The organism is Sulfurospirillum sp. hDNRA2, from assembly GCF_024206095.2.
Lineage (GTDB): Bacteria > Campylobacterota > Campylobacteria > Campylobacterales > Sulfurospirillaceae > Sulfurospirillum.
In genome coordinates, this window is the sequence record NZ_CP159800.1 from 561,535 (window position 1) to 580,947 (window position 19,413).

A 19,413-nucleotide genomic window follows, 5' to 3' on the forward strand; every position below is an offset into this window, starting at 1 on the left:
GACAAAGAGTGGCAACCTATTTAGAGTTTGAAAACGGTATTAAACAAATCGACGAAGATATTGCTGGTGCAAAAATCAAAGGCGATGCGCATGCCGTTGAAATCTTGGAAAAAAATCTCGCCAAAGAGATCTCTAAAACCTATAAAAATCTCAGTGAATACCAAAAACTTCAACTCGCCCGCCATCCCGATCGTCCGTATGCTTTGGACTATATTCGAGGTTTGTTGAAAGAGAGTTACGAAGTTCACGGAGATCGCAATTTTGCCGATGATGCTGCAATTGTCGGCTATATCGGCTATTTAGCCGGACGAAAGACGATGATTATCGGCGAACAAAAAGGACGCGGAACCAAAAATAAAATCAAACGAAATTTCGGTATGCCACATCCCGAAGGCTATCGAAAAGCATTGCGTTTAGCAAAGATGGCGGAAAAATTTAACCTGCCTATCTTGTTTTTAATTGACACCCCGGGCGCGTATCCAGGCATTGCGGCGGAAGAACGCGGTCAAAGCGAAGCAATTGCCAAAAATCTTTTGGAATTGAGTCGATTGAATACCCAAAGTGTTGCCGTCGTGATCGGAGAGGGCGGAAGCGGCGGTGCTTTAGCCATAGGCGTTGCCGACCGTGTGGCGATGATGCGATATTCCGTTTTTTCCGTTATTTCTCCGGAAGGATGTGCCGCCATTTTATGGAACGACCCTTCTAAACAGGAAAATGCGACCAAAGCGATGAAAATCACCGCAGACGATCTTTACGGATTGAAATTAATCGATGCGATCGTCGACGAACCGCTTGTCGGCGGACATCGCGATAAAGAGAGTGCGATTAAGGCTTTGGGGGATTATTTTATTAAGTCGTTGCAAGAGTTAGATCAATTGAGTGATCAAGAACGTATGGATAAGCGTTACGAAAAGATTCTTTCTATCGGAGCATACGAGGAACGCTAAGCGCGTTTTTTTGTGTGAGCGGTTACTGTAAAAAAAAGAGCCATGCATTCACATGGCTCCTCTTCTTCGCACGTTAGTGCACTTCTTTCCAGATTTTAACTTTCCAAGCAAACGCAAGAAGCGTGAAAAGTACCATATAGCCGATTAATTTATAACCGAGGTCTTCGCGTTCGGCTTTTTTACGATCGCCGACTTTCTCCATATAGGAGATCACTTGATTTTGCGCTTTTTCGGTTAAACCTACACGCGGCATCGACGTACCCGCTAACTGTTTTTGAGGATTGTTGATGAACGTTGAAAGGTACTCGTCGCTCTTCGCACGAATCATAATCGAAAGATCCGGAGGCAAGGTTCCCATATACGCGGTTAATGCCGCTTTATCCGAAGAACTCATCGTTTTATCGTATTTCATATCGTGGCATCTGCCGCAGGCGTCTTGAAAGACTTGTTTGTCGCTTAAAGGCGCAATCGGAGCAATGCTTTGAAGGTAAGCGACGATGTCGGCAACCTCTTGATCCAAATCGCCCCCAAGACCGTAAAATGCAATCATCGGATGCGGACGTGTTTCGTTGAACTTATGCTCGACTTTTAAAGCTTTGGTCGGATCTTTGATCAGTGCGCTTAAAAAGTGTTTGTCGTAAATGGCACCCGCATTGCTCAAATCGGGCGGTACGACGCCAAAGCTTGCAGAAGCCGCCGCATCGTCCATCGGTGAAGGCATTCCCTGAGAAGCGACACCGTGGCATCCCGTACAACCGGCACTTAAAAATGTCTCGGCACCTTTGCTTGCATTGCCTTTTTTATCGTTCGTGCCTAAATCCTTAAAAGCGAAATCGGCAGGGGCGACGTGAGGGTGCATTTGAGAATGGGCGAAAGGTTCGACACCCCAATAGACAACGGCAGTAAAGAAAAGAACCACTACTAAAATTTTCAACTCTCTCATGACTCGGCTCCTTCTTCGTTTTTGGCTTCAATTTTGGTAATAATCGGAAGGAGGACGAATAAAACAAGGAAAACGATGGTTGCACCAAAGCCTACCCAAGCGTTTGCCCCCGTCGGAGGAAGCTTACCGTAAACGGTTAAAACGATCATATCGATTAACAATAACCAAAACCAGACGAAAAACATCGGACGTTTGTGCGCCGGTGCCGTATGCATCGTATTGCGATCTAAAAACGGTAAAAGCATAAAAATAACGTTGGCAAATCCAAACGCCGCTAAACCGATATCCATTGCTGCAATACCGCCGATATCAAAGAAGAAACCGCGAAGCACTTCATAACTCCACAAGAAATACCACTCCGGATAAATATGTGCCGGCGTTTTCATATTGTTGGCCGGTTCAAAGTTGATCGGATCCATCGCAAAATCGTAGTGGAAACAGACCAAGTAGAAAAAGACGGTTAAGGCAATACCGACAACGAAAAAGTCTTTGGATAAAAAGACCGGCCAAAAAGGAACCACTTTAGACTCTTTTTTGCGACCTTCCAAATATTTCTTAGCCTCTTTGTCGAAATCGAACTCTTCGGAGTCTTGGTTATTGACATGCGGAAAACGTAACGCATAGAAGTGAACGGCGATTAAGAGTAAAATTACTAAAGGAAGTAAAAGGACATGTAACATAAAAAAGCGTGTTAACGTCGCATCCGCCACCAAGAAATCGCCTCGAATCCAAATAACCAACGCTTCGCCGATAAAAGGAATACCGCCGAAAAGATTGGTAATAACCTGTGCCGCCCAGTAACTCATCTGTCCCCACGGAAGCATATACCCGCTAAACGCTTCGGCAGAGAAGATACCAAAGAGTGCCATACCGGTTAACCAGATCATCTCACGGCCTTTTTTGTATGAGCCGTAATAGATACCCGTAAACATGTGAATGTAGATGACTAAGAAAATAACCGATGCCGCTACACCGTGCATATGTCTCCATAACCAGCCGTATTCGACCTCTTGCATAATCGTATAGTTGACGCTATCAAACGCCAATTTTATATCGGGTTTGTAATACATCAAAAGAAAAATACCCGATACGATCAAAATCATAAACAAACTCATTAAGACGACACCCATCGCCCATAAGAAATTGATATTCTTAGGAATCCAATACTCGCTCATCATGACTTTGATAAATCCGTTGACCGCCAATCGCTGATCCAACCAGTCCATCAAGCCCGTTGCTTTTTTTATTGCTGCCACGTGTCTCTCCTTTACGCTTTCTTAGCTACCATTTTTTTATATTCCGGTCCCTCTTCGCCGAGGACGAGTTTCGTTCCGTCGATTTTAAAGGGAGGAATATCCATAGGACGAGGAGGCGGTCCAAACGTGTTGACGCCGCTGGCGTCAAATTCGCCGCCGTGACATGCGCATTTAAACTGCTTGGTGGAGGGTGTCCACGTCGGAATACAGCCTAAGTGCGTACAAAGTCCGATCATCACCGAGTAGCTACTCCCTCCTGCGACGACGTCTCGTTTCTCGTTCTTTGCCATATCCGCACTTTTCTTCAAAATGAAAATCGGCTTCCCTCTCCATTGTATCGTTTGTACCTCTCCTTCTTTCATCGGAGAGAGATCAACGGTAATGAATCCGGCGGATTGTACGCTTGGAAGCGGATCCCAAGTCTTCTTCATAGCGCCCAGAGCCACAATGCCCCCTGCCGCTGCAAAACCGCCGAATGCCATGCCGATAAAGTCTCGTCTGCTCTCTTCAACAGCCATCCTGTTTTCCTTTCTTGTAGTTTAATTTGTGACTATTTTATCTTATCATTTATTAAGAAACTATGACACACGTCAATTATACGAATTTACGTCAATTTTACGTCAAGATTTATTTTTTTTATTGAAAAGTTTTATATATACATGTAAAATGTCTAAAGCGGCCGGCGTAATACCGCTAATCTCGCTTGCCGCAAACAATGTCGGCGGGTTAAAGCGTTTGAGCTTTTCGACCACTTCGTTGCTCAGACCCGAAATAGACGCAAAATCCATTTCGGCGGGAATGGCAACGTTAATCATCGCTTTCATAACGTCGATTTGTTCTTTTTGCTTTTCGATATAATTTTTGTATTTGGCTTCGACCAAAATCTGCTCTTTCGCCTCTTCGCTAAACGCCGCGATGCAAGGTGCTAGTTTTTCGAGTTTCTCGATACTAAAATCCGAACGCGCGACGATTTTTTGCAAGGAGACCTTATCGGTAATTTTATCTTCTCCGATAGAAGCCAAAAAAGCATTGTTCTCGTTGGACGGCGTAAGCGTCGTCTCTTCCAAATACGCCAAGCCTTCGCATAATGCTTGATGCTTTTTAACGACGCGCGCATGCGTTTGCTCGTCGATCAAGCCGATTTTATAGCCGTAAGGCGTGAGCCTTAAATCCGCATTGTCTTCGCGTAAAAGCAAGCGATATTCCGCGCGGCTCGTGAACATGCGATAAGGTTCTTTCGTACCTTTGGTGACCAAATCGTCGATTAAAACGCCGATATACGCTTCATCGCGGCGTAAAACCAGCGGTTCTTTGCCTTGAAGTTGCAACGAGGCGTTAATACCCGCCATCAATCCTTGTGCCGCCGCTTCTTCGTAGCCGGTCGTTCCGTTGATCTGCCCCGCGCAATAGAGTCCGGAAACTTTTTTGGTTTCCAACGTATGTTTGAGTTCCGTCGGATCGACGTAATCGTATTCGATAGCGTACCCGAAGCGAACAATCTTTGCATTTTCCATTCCTTCTACCGAATGAATCATGGCAAGTTGCGTATCGGTCGGTAACGAGGTGCTAAAACCGTTAATGTAGTATTCGGTCGCTTCGCGCGTTTGCGGTTCGATAAAGAGATGATGGCGTTCTTTGTCTCGAAAGCGGTTGATCTTATCTTCGATACTGGGACAATATCGAGGTCCAATGCCGTTGATTTGTCCCGTAAACAAAGGCGCTCTGTGAAAATTACTTTCGATGATCGTATGCGTCTCTTCATTGGTATAGGCGATATAGCAAGGCAGTTGGTGCGGATGAAAATCGGTGCGGTCGGTACGAAAACTAAAAGGAATCGGATGTTCGTCTCCGGGCTGGAGTTCCATTTTGGAAAAATCAATCGTTTTAGCGTCGATTCTCGCACAGGTTCCGGTTTTTAGCCGTCCCATCGTAATGCCTAAGGCTTTAATGGAAGAAGAGAGTTTGAGGGAAGGAAATTCACCTACGCGTCCGGATTCGTGTCGGTATTCGCCGATATGAATCAGTCCTCGTAAAAACGTTCCGGTTGTCACAATAACTTTTGAGGCATGGTAACGGTTGCCGAGTGAGGTAATGACGCCCTTGACGCAACCTTCTTCCGTCAGAATCTCTTCGGCGGTTTCTTGGGCGATACTTAAATTTTCGGTATTTAAAAGCGTCGTACGCATGTAGATACGGTAACGATCCATATCAATTTGTGCGCGGCTTCCGCGAACGGCGGGGCCTTTGGAAAGGTTTAAGATGCGAAACTGAATGCCGCAAGCATCGGTGGCAAGTGCCATTTGACCGCCTAAAGCGTCGATTTCTTTGACCAAATGTCCTTTGGCGAGTCCTCCGATGGCGGGATTACAACTTGCCGCGCCGATTTGTTCGGCTAAAATAGAGATCAGAAGGGTTTTATTTCCAAGCCTAGCGGAGGCCAAGGATGCTTCAATACCCGCATGCCCGCCTCCGATTACAATCACGTCGTATTTCATAATCACAGTACCTAAAAGATAAATTTTTGAATCACTTTTTTTCTCAAAAGGAAAAATGCATGGGAAAAATTTTATTATACTATGATTTGGCTGTATCTTAAGCGTAGAAGCAACGGGAAAGTTGCTACAATACGTCTAGAAAAGTGAAAGGATCGAAAAATGAGTCTTAAACTAAATTGCGATGCCGGAGAGAGTTTCGGCTCTTGGAAAATGGGCTTGGACGCGTTGATAATGCCGTATGTGGATATGGCAAATTTCGCGTGCGGTTTTCATGCTGGCGATCCCGTGATTATGGATAAGTCGATTAAACTGGCATTAAAACACGGCGTGCGTATCGGAGCGCATCCGGCGTATCCGGATTTAGCGGGATTCGGTAGGCGTAGTATGGCGTGTTCGTTGGAAGAAGTCGAAGCGATGGTTATTTACCAAATCGGTGCTTTGTGGGGATTTGTCAAAGCCAACGGGGCAAAACTCGAATACGTCAAGCCGCACGGAGGGCTCTATAACGATATGATGAAAGACGTGCGCATCTTTAAAGCCGTGCTCTCCGCTATCAAACGTATCGATATCGATTTGAAAGTGATGGTACTGTCGATGATGGATATGAAGGCGCATGAAGAAGCCGCCGCGCAAGAAGGTATCGCGTTGTTATACGAAGTCTTCGCGGATCGAGCGTATGACGATGAGGGCTATTTGGTGCCGCGCCATCAAGCCGGTTCCGTGTTACACGACGTCGATGCGGTCGTGGCTCGGTTGAAACTGTTACAAAACGAGGGCGTCTTAGAGACGGTTTCAGGTAAAAAGATTGCACTTCGTGCCGATACTTTATGCGTACACGGCGATAATGCCGAAGCGGTAGCGATGGTCGAAACTTTGAGGAAATGCATGTGAACGTCGAGTATCGTATTGCTTCGGAGTCGAGCGTAATTCTTTATTTCGGTCATACGATCGATGCTGCTGTTTCCGACAAAGTGTATCAAGCGTATGCGGCATTGAAACGAAGCGCGCATCCGGCGTTTTTGGAAATAGTTCCTTCGTATGCTTCGTTGATGGTCGGTTTTAATTCGGTACGGTACGATTTTCAAACGACATGTCGGCTGATTCAATCGCTTCTCGAAGATGCACCGAACATCGATGCACGCGAGCAAAAAGTCGTGACGATTCCCGTTTACTACGCGCAAGAAGTCGGTTGGGATTTGGAAGCTCTTGCTTTGGAAAAACGGATGTCGATCGAAGCGATCGTTGCGTTGCATACGCAAACGACGTACCGAGTTTATGCCATCGGTTTTGCACCCGGATTTGCCTATTTGGGACAAACCGACGAACGCTTGGAAACGGCACGCCTTGCCAATCCTAGAAAAGCCGTTCCTAAAGGAAGCGTTGCGATTGCGGATCGCCAAAGTGCCGTGTATCCCGCGAAAAGTCCCGGAGGATGGAAAATTTTAGGACGTACGCCGATTGCGATGTTCGATGCATCGTATCCAGGGCTTTCGTTTGTACATGTAGGAGACGCGGTACGTTTTGAAGCGATTAGCCAAGAGCGTTTTTTGGCGTTGGGCGGTGAACTATGAGTCAAAAACATGTAGGTTTCACGGTGCTCAAAGGCGGCGTGCAAAGCACGATTCAAGATAGCGGACGTATAGGATTTTGCGATATCGGGTTGACGCAAAGCGGGGCGATGGACGAAACGGCGTTCGGTTATGCCAATAAGCTTGCCGGAAACGCGTTTAACACGCCGGTCGTGGAGATTGCCTTAGGCGGGCTTGCCTTGATTTCGACATGTAAGCAAACCGTCGCGATTACGGGAGCGGATATGCATCCGACGCTGAATAGCGAACCGATCGGCATGTGGCAAACGCACCGTCTCGAAAAAGACGACGTCATACGCTTCGGATTTGCCTCAAAAGGACAGTTTGCGTATTTAAGCGTCGCGGGAGGTTTTAAAACGCCTTTTGCGTACGGAAGTTTTTCCACGAGCGTCAAAGAAGGGCTTGGGGGCATTGACGGAAGAAAACTGATCGAAGGGGATTTTTTGCCGACGCAAGGTAAGTGCTTGCCTTTAAAACGCCGTCTTCCGAGCGTTCTTATACCTTCGTACTCCGACGAGGCGGTTTTGCGCGTCGTTAAAGGCTATCAAGAGGCATTGTTCGATGCACGGGCGCACGAGACGTTTTTTACGACGACGTATCGTTACAAAGGCGAGGGCGATCGTATGGGGTATCGTTTGTGCGGAGAAAAAATCGTACCGAGCGTCACGGGTATTTTATCAGAACCGATTTGTTACGGGGCGATTCAGATTCCCAGCCACGGCGAACCGATTGTTCTTTTAAAAGAGCGACAAACGATCGGCGGATACCCGAAAATCGGCTCGGTCATTGCGGTGGATTGCTTTAAACTCGCGCAATTAAACGCCGGGGGAAGCATACGGTTTCAAAGTGTTACGCCTGAGGAAGCAAGAGCCGAGGCTCTTGCCTTTCGTGCGCATTTTACGTTCTAAAGTCGGTTAAAACGTGGTTGAGCTCTTCGGTAAGCGTGCTTAAGTGGCGCGTTGCGCTTTCCATCTCTTCCATGCTTTTGGCGTTACTGACGCTATACGCGTTCATCTCTTCGATCTTTTGTGCAATACCGTCGATACGTTCGGCGGTTTTGGCGTAATCGTGGAGCGTTTGTTCGTTGGAAGCGGTGGCGTCGTCCATGATACGGGCGGTTTGTCCGATGTTGTTTTCAACGTCGTGTGCGATTTGCGTCAATTTTTCCATACTTTTGGAATTGGTGTTCATGTGATCGCTGGCATCGTTAATCGCTTGAACGATCACGTTAATGGTCGCATTGATCTCCAAAAGGCTTTTTTGCGTACGTTCGGCGAGTTTTCGCACTTCATCGGCAACGACCGCAAAACCTCGTCCGTGCTCGCCCGCACGTGCGGCTTCGATGGCGGCGTTCAGTGCTAACAGATTGGTTTGATCGGCAATGTCGGAGATGACCGTTAAGACGTTTTTCACTTGATCCGCATCAGAGCTGAGTTGTGCGATTTGTCGGGCCAGTTCGACTTCGGTTTGCGCCGAGTCTTCGACTTGCGCCGCCATTTTCAAAATTTCGTTTTTAGCATTGCCAAGCGTCGTATGCGCATTTTCGATCTCTTTTTTGGACTGCTCGGCTTTTTGGAGAGAATTTTGCAGCTCATTTTTGATCGCTTGCGACATCGCGTTAGTCGTTTGGGCGATTTCGGAGGTGCTTTTGACGCGTTTACCGACTTCGATCGCGGTAGAGCTTAATTGGGTTGCAACCGAAGCGTTTTGAACGCTGGATTCTTTGGCGTGCGCAACGGTTTGGCGGACTTTTTCGATAAAACGGTTAAATTCCAAAGAGGTTTGTCCGATTTCGTCGCCGCTTTTAATATCGATTTTTTTCGTTAAATCGCCATCACCGCTTGCAAGGTTGGCGGCTTTGTCTTTCAACTCCTCGAGCGGCCGGCTAACGGCTTTTCGAAGCACAATAATCAGCGCAACAATCACCAAAATATCGATGAGTGCCATGATGACGATTTGGCGTAGCATACCGCTTTGCGCTTCGTTGACCGTTTGATCGACGACGGATTTGGGTACCGCCATCAACACTTCGCCGCAACGATTGCCGTCGAAGCCTTTGAGCTCTTGGCGAACGACGAAATACGTCGGCGTCATAAAGCGGCTTCCTTGTGCGCTTAAATCGAGGTTTTTAATCTCTTCAAAAAGCTTCATATCGGTATTTTCTTTTTTTTGCGACAAGGCGGTATCGCGGGCTAAGAGCGCGTCTTTTGCCGAAGCGCTAAGATCGAGTTGTTTTTTATCGGTCAAAAAGATAACGCTAGCGCCCAAATCTTTTTTGGCACCGGTGACGACCGATTCGAACGATTGGATAAACTCGACCGAACCTAAATACTCTTTGTCTTTGAGAACGGGTGCCAAACCTCGAAGCGACATTCCCGCAACGCCCATTTCGATGGCATAAAGCGGTTGCTTGCTCTCTTTGACTTTTTTAATCGTATGGCGAAACGACGCAAGATCGTCGCCGAATTTTTCAGGCATCCACGCGCGTAAAAAACTTTTAACATCCTTGGTATGAATATGAATTTGAACGTTTTTAAAGTCGGTAAACTCTTTATAGGTTTGAGAGAGCGTTTTAAGCCCTTCGAGCGCAAGCGCGCGATCGTTACGAAGCAAGGCTTCGATGACGTAATAGTTCGACGCGACGGTAATCGCATTGGTTAAGGCAACGTCGTATTTGGCATCGAGTTGGTTTTCGACGTAGACGCGAAGCGTTGATTGCTCTTTGGTATAAACGTCTTTTTCGATCGTACGAACGCTCAAATACGTAGACGCTAAAATAATCACCATACCCACGACGATCGAAGAGATCAGCGGAAGATGGATTTTATTGGAAATCGATAGAGCAGAATACATGCAAGACTCCTTAAGGCCATATGGTTTAATTGTAGTCAAGTTTTCTTTAAAATTCTTTATACGTACGACAGAACTTTAACATTTTCAGTCTCATCGGCGATCCACTAAAAAATGGTTATAATTCACGTATCAAAGAAGTCTATGACGAGGAAGAAGGTCGGAACGATGTTTACAGGATTGATTCGCGAATGTGCCGAAGTGCTGAGTTATCATACCAATGTTTTACGTTTGAGGGCGCGTTATCGTCCGAAGATCGGCGATAGCATCGCTATCAACGGAGCATGTTTGACGGTTATCGCTTTATTTGAAGACGGTTTTAGCGTCGAACTTTCGTTGGAGAGCCGTCACACTTTGGCGATGGAAAATTATGAGGGAAGCGTGCATATCGAACCGGCGATGCGCTTGGACGAACGGCTAGACGGTCATATGGTGCAAGGGCATATCGACGGTATCGGCGTTATCGAATCGCTCAGTTTGCAAGAAAACGGTTTGGATATTCAAATAGGGCTTCCCGAAGCGTTGATGAAGTTTGTCGTGCCCAAAGGGAGCATCGCCATCGACGGCGTGAGTCTGACGGTCAACGAAGTGTTTTTGCATGCGTTTCGTTTGACGATTATTCCGCATACGCTTGAAAATACTTTGATCCGCTCTTACCGTGTCGGGCGTCGCGTCAATATCGAAACCGACATGTTCGCACGTTACGTCTACCATCTGCTTCACCGCGAAAAAGCGTTGGATTGGAAAAGCGTGGATCGCATTATGGCATTGTACTAATGCGTTTTATGTTTACCGATCGCTTCGGCGGCGTAAGTCCTTTTCCCTTTGAGAGCCTTAACGTCGCGTATCATGTCGGCGACCGACCCGAAAACGTTGCGCTCAATCGTGAACGTTTACGCGAAAAAATCGGTGCGGAAACGTTAGTGTTTATGGAACAGGTTCATCAAAACAGCGTCGAGCGTATCGAAACAGGTTTGGAAACACCCGTTTGCGACGCAATGATCACGAACCGAAAAGGGATCGGATTGTGCGTGATGGTTGCCGATTGTATTCCCGTGCTCTTGTACGATGCGGTAACCCAAAGTATCGGAGTCGCTCATGCGGGGCGCGAAGGTGTGCGTTTAGGCGTGGTGCAAGCGTGCGCTTTAGCGATGCAAAAGGCATACGGCACGAAACTTGAAGACTTACATGTAAGACTCGGACCTTCGATTCACGCGTGTTGTTACGAAGTCGGACCTGAGGTAACGCACGGCTTTGAACGCTATCTTTACGTACGGGAAGGACGCTACTTCTTGGATTTGCAGCACGCTTTAAAAGAGGCTTTGAGCACTTTGGGAATTTTAACATGTAAGATCGAAATATCGGCGGAGTGCAGTTGTTGCAATAGGAATTATTTTTCGTACCGTCGGGAAAAGCAAACGGGACGTTTTGCGGGAGTGATGTGTTTATGAATACGAAAGGTTTAAGTGCGTATCGGGCATTGCAACCGACAAATGCGGAGCATGCTAGGCGTGCTCAAGTAGAAGTGATTTTAAAAAAAGCGACGCTTTACAACGTCGCTTTTTTGCAAAACGAGACCTTACTGGCAGCGTTTGCCGCGTTGCCTCAAATCGTGATTCCGATGCAAACGTTGGAGCAAACGGCAGAGCTTCTCTTGTGGCTTGATGGCGCACAAGAAAAAGCGTTACTCAGCCATTAGTGTCCGCAACTGCAACCGCAACCGCTTTTTGCCGCCGCAACCGTTTTGAGGGCTTCTAACGCCGCTTCGTAATTCGGCTCTTCGGTGATTTCGGGGCAAAGTTCTTTGTAAACGATCACGCCGTGTTTATCGACGATGAAAATTGCACGGGCACTCAAACCTTTAAGCGGACCATCGGCAATCAAAACGCCGTAAGCGTTTGCGGCGGCTTTGTCTCTAAAATCGCTACCGACTTGAAGGTTTGCGATACCCTCTGTGGTACAAAAGCGACCCATCGCAAACGGTAAGTCCATCGAAACGACGGTAACGGTTGCGTTGTCGATACCGGCGGCTTTGGTATTGAACATACGAGTCTCTTGCGCACATACGGGTGTGTCTAATGAAGGGACGATGACGATCACTTGCGTTTTATCGCTTGCTCCGCCGATCGTAATTTCGCTCAAATCTTTCGCGACGACGCTGATACAAGGTGCTTTATCGCCGACGTTTAATTCGGTTCCCGCTAAGTTTACAAGATTGCCTTTGAGTTTGGTAGTTGCCATAGAGTGTTCCTTTAAAAAAGATGTATTCGTGCTTCCATTATAACTAACTCGGATAAATAAACTCTTAATTAAAGAGGTTAACGCTAAAGAAATAAGCTACTTGTTATAATGCCGCTTTTGAAGAGTGTTTTTGCAAAACGCATACCGCAAAAAAGTGGGAAGTATCCGGAAAAAGTGCGAGTGGTTTTGCCAAAATGCCATCATAAAGGACGGTGATGCGAATCTATGCGTTGTTGGTTTTATGCGTGCTACTGTGGTCGGGAAATTTTGTTTTGGGACGCTTCGTCTCCGATGCGATCGAGCCGTTGGAGTTGGCGTTTTTCAGGTGGCTTGGTGTTTTGATCGTGGGTTTGCCGTTTTTATGCTTACATGTACGAAACATTGCACGTGCGCTTAAAGAGCATTTTTTCGTGTTGGCGCTTTTAGCGATGCTCGGGATTGCGGGTTTCAATACGCTTTTGTACGTCGGGTTACATTACACCGCTGCGATCAACGCATTGTTGATTAATTCGAGCATTCCGTTATTGATCGTTTTTTTCTCTTTCGTCTTTTTAGGCTTGCCCATACGCGCGGTTCAGGTTTTCGGCATCGTGCTCTCAACGGCGGGCGTCGCGTTTTTGGTCCTTAAAGGCGATTGGCGCGTTTTGGGTTCGCTTCAGTTCAATCAAGGCGATTTTTGGGTGATCGCCTCTTCTTTATGCTGGGCTGCTTACAGTGTTTTGGTTAAATTCCGTCCGAAAGCTTTGAGCAGTTTCGAGTTTTTTATGACGACGGTTTTCTTGGGCGTCATCATGTTGCTACCTTTTTATTTGGCGCAAGGCTATACGTTGGAGCGCGAATATTTCGTGCTTAAACACTACTATTGGGCCATCGCTTACGTGAGTCTTTTGACGTCGATCGTTTCGTATTACTTATGGCATCTGGGAATTGCGCGTATCGGAGCGGATAAAACCGGACAGTTTACCCATTTGATGCCGCTTTTCGGAAGTGCTTTGGCGTATCTGTTTTTAGGCGAACGCTTGGAATGGTACCATCTAGGAGGTGCCGTTTTTATAGGATGTGGACTTTACCTGTGTTTGTTTGTTCGTCAAAAAAGCTGCTCGAAGATTTGAAGGCGGCGTCGGGTTTGCCGATGTAAAAGCCCTGCGCGTAGTCCACGCCGATCTCTTTCACGCATTCGAGCACTTCTTTGGAATGCACGTATTCGGCAATGGTTTTGATGCCGAGCTCTTTGGCAAAGTTGACGACGGTTTTGGCAATAATCTTCATTTCGTCGTTGCGATGGATATTTTTAATCAAGCTTCCGTCGATTTTGATAAAATCGGCATGCAACTCGCTTAAACGCTCAAAATTGGAATATCCCGCCCCAAAGTCGTCGATGGCGATTTTTGCGCCGTAGGATTTGACTTGCGAAATAAAATGCAACACGGCTTCGTAGTTGTCGATACTGTCACTTTCCAAAATCTCAAAGATAACCCAAGGTCCGACGTTAAACTCTTCGAGTTTTTCCATGATAAACGTCGTCGTTACCAGATTGGTCATATCCAAGTACGAGAGGTTGATCGAAAAACTGCTCGATGAGATTTGGAAGGTCTCAAACGCTTTTTGGATCAACGACATAGAGAGTTTGGAGTAGATTTTCGAATGCTTGGCAACGTCTAAAAACTCGCTAGGAACGTAATACCCTTCGTTTTCTTTTTGAATGCGCATCAAGGTTTCGTATTTTTCGATCTCATACGTACGAACGTTGAGTATCGGTTGGAAAAAAGGAACGACGCGGTCTTTGGCAAGGGCTTCTTTAAGGGTGTGGTTCATCATCATATTGTGATGGTACTCTGCTTCTTTATGGCTACTTTTGTCGTAAATCATATACGCAAGACGTTTATTTTTTGCCTCTTTGCAGGCAATAGAGGCAAGTTTCAAGAGGTTTTTCTTACCTTGGTACGCGCCGATCGAAAGCGTCGTGTCGACTTCGACTTCTTCACACATGATGCGATCTTTCGTAATTTTCGTCGAAAGTTTTTTCAGGTACTTTTGAAGGTTAAATTCGCTAAAAGGCACTTTGATCAAAATGGCGTAAATATCGGCTTCAAATTTGTAAAGTGAAGATTCTACGGGCGGGAGATTGCCTTGTAGCCATTCGCCGATGACTTTGAGAAATTGGTCGCCGAAGCGATGACCGTAAAAGTTATTGGTATTTTGAAACGAGTCGATGTTAATAATCATCAGCGTCGAATCGATAGAGGGGTCGAGTTTTTTCTTTTCTTGAAGGAGTTTGAGTCGATTGGGAAGGCGCGTGTTGAGGTCGATATAGAGATTTTTGCGTAATTCGTCTTTGAGTTTATCGTTGGATTGTAAGACCTTGTAAACGCCCCAAAAGTTTAAAACACCCAGTAGCGCAAGAAGGGTATAGACGAGCATATCGTAATCATAATGTACGGCGATGCCGATCGGGAGCATCAGGCTCGCAAGAAGCAATCCCGTCTTTAAAAAAAGTTTATATGAGCGTTTCAATCCAATCCCTAAATACCGATATGAGCCCGCGAGAATGCAAGGAAGGCACTTTAGCACAAAGGGTTTGAAAAAAAAATAAAGAAGAGCTCTTGTCAACGCACGATTGAAACGCACTATCAGGTTCATCACACAAAAGTCACGCTATAATCTGAGCTCAAACTTTACGCGAAAGATTACTATGGCTAAACAACGTTGCGATCACTGCCGATTAGAGTACGACGCTTCGGCGTTATTTGAAGATAAGAGCTTTACTCCGTCCAAATACTTTTGTTGCAAAGGCTGCCAAGGCGTTTTTCATCTGCTTCAAGAGGAAGGATTACAAACGTTTTACGGCAAGATCGGCGAAACGACGCTGGAGCCGCCTAAGGTGCTTCACGACGACGTTGCGAGATTCGATTTGGACGGATTCGTTTCCAAGTACGTGAAAGAAAATAAAGAGGGCTTTAACGAAATTTCGCTCATTATCGAGGGGATTCATTGCAGTGCTTGCGTGTGGCTCAACGAAAAAGTGCTCTCCAAAAAAGAGGGCATCGTCGAAGCAAGCATTAATTATACGAATCATAAAGCCAAAATCGTTTGGGACGCAAGCGTTATCAAATTGTCCGAGATTATCGAGACGATTCGAAGTATCGGCTATAACGCGTATCCTTACGATCCTAAAAGCGGGGAAGAACGCAGTATCGCTCAGCGTAGGGAATACTATACGAAGCTCTTAGTCGGCATTTTTGCGACGATGAACGTGATGTGGATCGCCGTGGCGCAATACGCGGGGTATTTTAGCGGTATGGAAAAATACCATAAAAATATTTTGAATTTTGCGGAGTTCGTTTTAGCCAGTCCGACGCTTTTTTATACGGGATCGGTCTATTTTAAAGGGGCGTATTACGGCTTGAAACACCGACAGATCACAATGGATTTTTTGGTTGCTACGGGAGCTTCTTTAACCTATCTTTTCTCACTGTATGCGATGTTTTCCCAAAATGCCGAAGTCTATTTCGACTCGGTTACGATGATTATTACGTTTGTTTTTGCGGGGAAATATTTAGAAGTTTTGACTAAGAAAAAAGCCGTCGATACGATGGATGCGTTCGGTAGCGCAATGCCCACAGAAGTCGTATTGGTAAAAGGCGAAGAAAAAATTTTAACCGATGTCGAATCGATCGAAGCGGGCGAAATCCTTGAGGTTCGTGCCGGCGATAAAATCGTGATCGACGGCATCGTTTGCGAAGGAGAAGGCTCCTTTGATTTTTCGCGTATTAACGGCGAATCGATTCCCGTTTTACTCAAACAAGGCGATAAAATTTTGAGCGGTTCCATTTGTCTGGACAGCGTGATTCGTTACAAAGCGACGTCGACGTTTGCCTCTTCGATGCTCTCGAAAATCGTCTCCTTACTAGAAGACGCGATGAGTAAAAAACCGCAGATCGAGAAGTTGGCAAACCGTATTTCGGGCTATTTTTCGCGTACGATTTTAACGTTGGCACTTCTGACGTTTTGTTTTTGGTTCTACCAAAGTGCTTCGTTTGAGACCGCGTTGATCGTTTCGATCTCGGTCATCGTCATCGCCTGCCCGTGCGCTTTGTCTTTGGCGACGCCGATTGCGACGTTGGTCGGCATCTCTTTGGCGGCACGAAGGGGCATTTTGTTTAAAGAGGCGGGGTTTTTGGAAAGTATGGCACAATGCGATACGCTGGTGCTCGATAAAACGGGCACGATTACCAACGCGAAGCCCGAAGTGATCGAAACGATCTTTGAAGACGAATCGTTTGCGTCTTTAGCATATGCCCTGACATGTAGCTCTTCGCATCCGATCAGTCAAGGTGTCGGAGCGTATTTAAAAGCGCGATTTCCCAAGATGCCCTCACACCCTTTAGAACAAATCAAAGCGATCGAAGCCAAAGGCGTTAAAGCCCTTTGCGAGACCAAGCGTATCGTAGGCGGTAATGCTCGCTTGATGCACGAAGAGGGAATCGAGGTTCGCATCCCTCAAACGTTGGAAAATCTGACGCATTACTTTTTTGCGGTCGACGGGCAGATCGTTGCGATGTTCGGGCTCAAAGATACGCTCAAAAGCGATGCGAAAGAGAGCCTTGAAAAGCTCCAAGCGTTAGGGCTTTCCTTGGTACTTTTAAGCGGTGATCATGCCCATGTCACCGAAAGTATCGCAAAGGAAGCGGGAATCGAAACGTACGCGTCTGCTCTTTTACCGCACGAAAAAGCCGAATACATCGAAGCGTTGCGCCAAAAAGGGCATAAGGTCGTCATGGTGGGAGACGGTATCAACGATACGTTAGCCCTTTCGAGTAGTGAGATCGCCATTGCGATGGGAAGCGGTGCGGACGTGGCGGTCGAAGTGAGCGACGTCGTTTTGACGCAAGGCGATATGCGCGGTTTGTACGAGGCGTTTGTGATTGCGCGTAAAACATTGCGGATCGTCAAAGAAAATTTGGCGTTTTCGTTGCTTTACAACGTTTTGACCGTGCCTTTGGCGATGAGCGGTTATATTATCCCTCTGTTTGCGGCATTGTCGATGTCTTTAAGTTCGCTGGTTGTGGTGGGAAATGCGATGCGTATTAAAACGGTATTGAAAAGGAAAGAGTAATGGACGGTTGGGTTATTGCGATGATGCTCGGTGCTTCGACGCTTTTGGGAGCATTCGGTTTGTGGGCGTTGATATGGGGTATTCGAAGCGGACAGTTCGACGATCAAACCAAATTTATCGACGGTGCGCAGTTTGACAGCCAAGAGGCATTGAACGATGCGGTGATGATGGAGAAAAAACGCAAAGAACTTTTGGAAGAAAAACGTAAAAAAGAGACGGGATACGCCCCGCCGGATTGAACAAAGAACGTCGATACGGCTACAAAAGCGCGATGCCCCGTAGCCGTATATCGCTTATTTATAAGAAGCGATGGTCGCGGCTACCGCTTTAAGATCTTCGTCGTTTAAGCCTGACGCGATCGGTTTCATAACGCCTTTCATCGGTCCGCCTTCGCCGTTTTTGTATCCGTTAACGGAAGCGATGATTTTTGCGGCATCCCAGCCTGCAATAATTTGAGACTTGTTTAAAGCCGCTTTGGAAGCTTTGTCGCCGTGGCAAGAAAAGCATTTTGATTTGTAGATCGCTTCGCCGTCCGCTGCCATAAGCGTTGAACAAGCCGCAATCGCCAAGAATAGAGAAAGTTTTTTCATTGAAAGCCCCTTGAATGTTGTGTGTGGCAAAATTATAACGCACGAGACTTTATCCTTGCTTAGCCGATGTGACATTTTGCTCAAAGGCAAAGAGGGTTTAGGTCAAAGTTTAGGTATAATCTATCTTAAAAATCCAAGGACGGTAAGTTGAGATGTGGCGAGTTTTGGGTGTAATCGCGTGGTGTATCTCTTTAGCGTACGCTCAAACGCATAGCGTATGCGAGACGGAGCGAATCGACTCTCAAAGTGCTAAAGCGAAGATAGAAAAAATCTTAATCGAAGAGCCTTCCAATACGGTTTGCATGCTTCAACTTGCCAATATTTACCTCAAGCGCGGGCAAATCGCGCGCGGTTTCGAACTGCTCGTCGATGCCTATACGATCGATCCTCATCATGTGGAAAACAGCCAAATCGCAACGGTTTTACCTTTTGCGCTTAAAGTGACCAATCTCAAACAGCAAGCGGCAAAAAGTAACGATAAACGTATTTGGAACGAGCTAGGTGACGGGTATTTTGAAATGGGTATTTTCAGCGAAGCGGCGTTGATGTATAAAAAAAGTTTGGCGGTGGACGGCATGCAACATATGATTCGTCTTAAACTCGCCCTTGCCTTGCAAAAAAATACGCAAATTTACAGTGCGCTTGAAGCCGTTCAAAAAGTTTTAAACGCAGAACCCGATCATCTGTTCGCCAATTATTATATGGGAAAATTTTTAGCGTACGATATGAAAAATCGCGACGAAGCGCGCGTGTTTTTTAGGCGGGCGAAAGAGTCTTTGATCGCACAGCAAAAAGAATTTGATTATTTGGAGTACACCAATTTGCTCAGCGACATTACGCAAGAGTTGGAAAAATAGATGAACAAAGCGGTGTTTTTGGATCGCGACGGCGTGATTAACAAAGATAAGGGTTATGTCTATCGGATCGAAGATTTCGAGTTTTGCGAGGGTGTTTTCGAAACCTTGCGTACGTTTCAAGATTTAGGGTATTTGCTGATTATTGTCACGAATCAATCGGGTATCGGACGCGGGTATTACCGTGAAGAAGATTTTCACGTTTTAACGTCGTGGATGTGTCAAGCGTTTTTACATGTAAACGTGACCATCGACGCGGTGTATCATTGTCCGCACGCACCGGAACTTGGTTGTTCGTGTCGTAAGCCTCGAAGCCAAATGTTTGAAGAGGCGATCCAAGCGTTTGACATCGACGTGAAGCGTTCTTGGATGATCGGCGATAAACCAAGCGATATGATTGCCGCAAGAGGCGCTCGTATCGAGCAAACGATTTTCATCGGCGAAGATCAACCGAGCGATGCTAAATATAGGGTTAATTTTCTTTTGGATACAATCAATATTATTAAAACAACTAGCGATAAATAAGGTTTTT

The 19,413-nt window shown here is 46.3% G+C and carries 20 protein-coding genes; 12 read left to right on the forward strand and 8 right to left on the reverse strand.

The annotated features are described in order from the left end of the window. The first annotated feature begins 8 nt into the window (after positions 1-8). Entirely contained in the window at positions 9-947 is a 939-nt protein-coding gene (gene accA, locus NL930_RS02990) for an acetyl-CoA carboxylase carboxyl transferase subunit alpha (protein ID WP_039675848.1), read from the forward strand. Between the two features lie 73 nt (positions 948-1,020). Here the strand turns inward: accA and NL930_RS02995 are convergent, their stop codons facing one another. The 4 genes from NL930_RS02995 to mnmG form a co-directional block, all read right to left on the reverse strand. After that, positions 1,021-1,890: a c-type cytochrome gene (locus tag NL930_RS02995; RefSeq protein ID WP_354672762.1), complete on the reverse strand. Its 870-nt coding sequence runs from the start codon at positions 1,888-1,890 to the stop codon at positions 1,021-1,023. Then, positions 1,887-3,146 carry a cytochrome bc complex cytochrome b subunit gene (locus tag NL930_RS03000; protein WP_354672753.1) on the reverse strand — a complete coding sequence of 420 codons (1,260 nt, stop codon included), beginning with the start codon at positions 3,144-3,146 and terminating at the stop codon, positions 1,887-1,889. The genes NL930_RS02995 and NL930_RS03000 overlap by 4 nt, the downstream gene beginning before the upstream one ends. A gap of 11 nt (positions 3,147-3,157) precedes the next feature. Continuing rightward, the gene (gene petA / locus NL930_RS03005) at positions 3,158-3,664 is read right to left on the reverse strand and encodes a ubiquinol-cytochrome c reductase iron-sulfur subunit (RefSeq protein ID WP_039675762.1); all 507 of its coding nucleotides are present in this window, start codon (positions 3,662-3,664) and stop codon (positions 3,158-3,160) included. 102 nt (positions 3,665-3,766) lie between these two features. Then, positions 3,767-5,641 carry a tRNA uridine-5-carboxymethylaminomethyl(34) synthesis enzyme MnmG gene (mnmG, locus tag NL930_RS03010; RefSeq protein WP_254377442.1) on the reverse strand — a complete coding sequence of 625 codons (1,875 nt, stop codon included), beginning with the start codon at positions 5,639-5,641 and terminating at the stop codon, positions 3,767-3,769. A 159-nt stretch (positions 5,642-5,800) separates the two neighbouring features. Here mnmG and NL930_RS03015 point away from each other — a divergent pair, with 159 nt between their 5' ends. Genes NL930_RS03015 through NL930_RS03025 form a run of 3 tightly spaced genes read left to right on the forward strand, consistent with a single transcriptional unit; the run spans position 5,801 to position 8,138 of the window. Then, positions 5,801-6,532, forward strand: a complete 732-nt coding sequence (locus NL930_RS03015; RefSeq protein ID WP_254377441.1) for a 5-oxoprolinase subunit PxpA — start codon at positions 5,801-5,803, stop codon at positions 6,530-6,532. Further along, the gene (gene pxpB, locus NL930_RS03020; RefSeq protein WP_256497327.1) at positions 6,523-7,212 is read left to right on the forward strand and encodes a 5-oxoprolinase subunit PxpB; all 690 of its coding nucleotides are present in this window, start codon (positions 6,523-6,525) and stop codon (positions 7,210-7,212) included. The genes NL930_RS03015 and pxpB overlap by 10 nt, the downstream gene beginning before the upstream one ends. Then, a complete protein-coding gene (locus NL930_RS03025; RefSeq protein ID WP_254377439.1) occupies positions 7,209-8,138 on the forward strand; it encodes a biotin-dependent carboxyltransferase family protein in 930 nt (309 codons plus the stop codon). The genes pxpB and NL930_RS03025 overlap by 4 nt, the downstream gene beginning before the upstream one ends. Here the strand turns inward: NL930_RS03025 and NL930_RS03030 are convergent. After that, entirely contained in the window at positions 8,128-10,083 is a 1,956-nt protein-coding gene (locus tag NL930_RS03030) for a methyl-accepting chemotaxis protein (protein ID WP_254377438.1), read from the reverse strand. The two genes, NL930_RS03025 and NL930_RS03030, sit on opposite strands and share 11 nt — an antisense overlap. 165 nt (positions 10,084-10,248) lie before the next feature. Here NL930_RS03030 and NL930_RS03035 point away from each other — a divergent pair, with 165 nt between their 5' ends. Genes NL930_RS03035 through NL930_RS03045 form a run of 3 tightly spaced genes read left to right on the forward strand, consistent with a single transcriptional unit; the run spans position 10,249 to position 11,779 of the window. Further along, a complete protein-coding gene (locus NL930_RS03035; protein WP_254377444.1) occupies positions 10,249-10,857 on the forward strand; it encodes a riboflavin synthase in 609 nt (202 codons plus the stop codon). Then, a complete protein-coding gene (gene pgeF, locus NL930_RS03040; RefSeq protein WP_254377437.1) occupies positions 10,857-11,531 on the forward strand; it encodes a peptidoglycan editing factor PgeF in 675 nt (224 codons plus the stop codon). Before NL930_RS03035 ends, pgeF begins: the two co-directional genes overlap by 1 nt. Further along, positions 11,528-11,779, forward strand: a complete 252-nt coding sequence (locus NL930_RS03045) for a hypothetical protein (protein ID WP_039674281.1) — start codon at positions 11,528-11,530, stop codon at positions 11,777-11,779. Before pgeF ends, NL930_RS03045 begins: the two co-directional genes overlap by 4 nt. Here the strand turns inward: NL930_RS03045 and tpx are convergent. Further along, positions 11,776-12,321 (reverse strand): thiol peroxidase, encoded by a 546-nt coding sequence (tpx, locus tag NL930_RS03050; RefSeq protein WP_039674279.1) that lies wholly within the window; start codon positions 12,319-12,321, stop codon positions 11,776-11,778. The genes NL930_RS03045 and tpx overlap by 4 nt on opposite strands. Positions 12,322-12,536: 215 nt before the next feature. Between tpx and NL930_RS03055 the strand changes: the two genes are divergently transcribed. Further along, entirely contained in the window at positions 12,537-13,433 is an 897-nt protein-coding gene (locus tag NL930_RS03055; protein WP_254377436.1) for a DMT family transporter, read from the forward strand. Here the strand turns inward: NL930_RS03055 and NL930_RS03060 are convergent. Beyond that, on the reverse strand, positions 13,372-14,835 hold the full coding sequence (locus NL930_RS03060; protein WP_254377435.1) for an EAL domain-containing protein: 1,464 nt from the start codon (positions 14,833-14,835) through the stop codon (positions 13,372-13,374). The genes NL930_RS03055 and NL930_RS03060 overlap by 62 nt on opposite strands. Before the next feature lie 178 nt (positions 14,836-15,013). Here NL930_RS03060 and NL930_RS03065 point away from each other — a divergent pair, with 178 nt between their 5' ends. Both NL930_RS03065 and ccoS read left to right on the forward strand, forming a co-directional pair. After that, positions 15,014-17,437 (forward strand): heavy metal translocating P-type ATPase, encoded by a 2,424-nt coding sequence (locus NL930_RS03065; protein ID WP_254377434.1) that lies wholly within the window; start codon positions 15,014-15,016, stop codon positions 17,435-17,437. Continuing rightward, positions 17,437-17,676, forward strand: coding sequence for a cbb3-type cytochrome oxidase assembly protein CcoS (ccoS, locus tag NL930_RS03070; RefSeq protein ID WP_039674273.1), 240 nt, complete (start codon positions 17,437-17,439; stop codon positions 17,674-17,676). The genes NL930_RS03065 and ccoS overlap by 1 nt, the downstream gene beginning before the upstream one ends. 54 nt (positions 17,677-17,730) lie before the next feature. Here ccoS and NL930_RS03075 read toward each other — a convergent pair whose 3' ends face one another. Beyond that, the gene (locus tag NL930_RS03075) at positions 17,731-18,027 is read right to left on the reverse strand and encodes a c-type cytochrome (protein WP_039674271.1); all 297 of its coding nucleotides are present in this window, start codon (positions 18,025-18,027) and stop codon (positions 17,731-17,733) included. A 152-nt stretch (positions 18,028-18,179) separates the two neighbouring features. On the opposite strand from NL930_RS03075, the gene NL930_RS03080 reads away from it, so the two are divergent. Next, positions 18,180-18,884 carry a hypothetical protein gene (locus NL930_RS03080; protein ID WP_254377433.1) on the forward strand — a complete coding sequence of 235 codons (705 nt, stop codon included), beginning with the start codon at positions 18,180-18,182 and terminating at the stop codon, positions 18,882-18,884. Next, positions 18,885-19,406, forward strand: a complete 522-nt coding sequence (gene gmhB / locus NL930_RS03085; protein WP_254377432.1) for a D-glycero-beta-D-manno-heptose 1,7-bisphosphate 7-phosphatase — start codon at positions 18,885-18,887, stop codon at positions 19,404-19,406. The last annotated feature ends 7 nt before the right edge of the window (positions 19,407-19,413 follow it).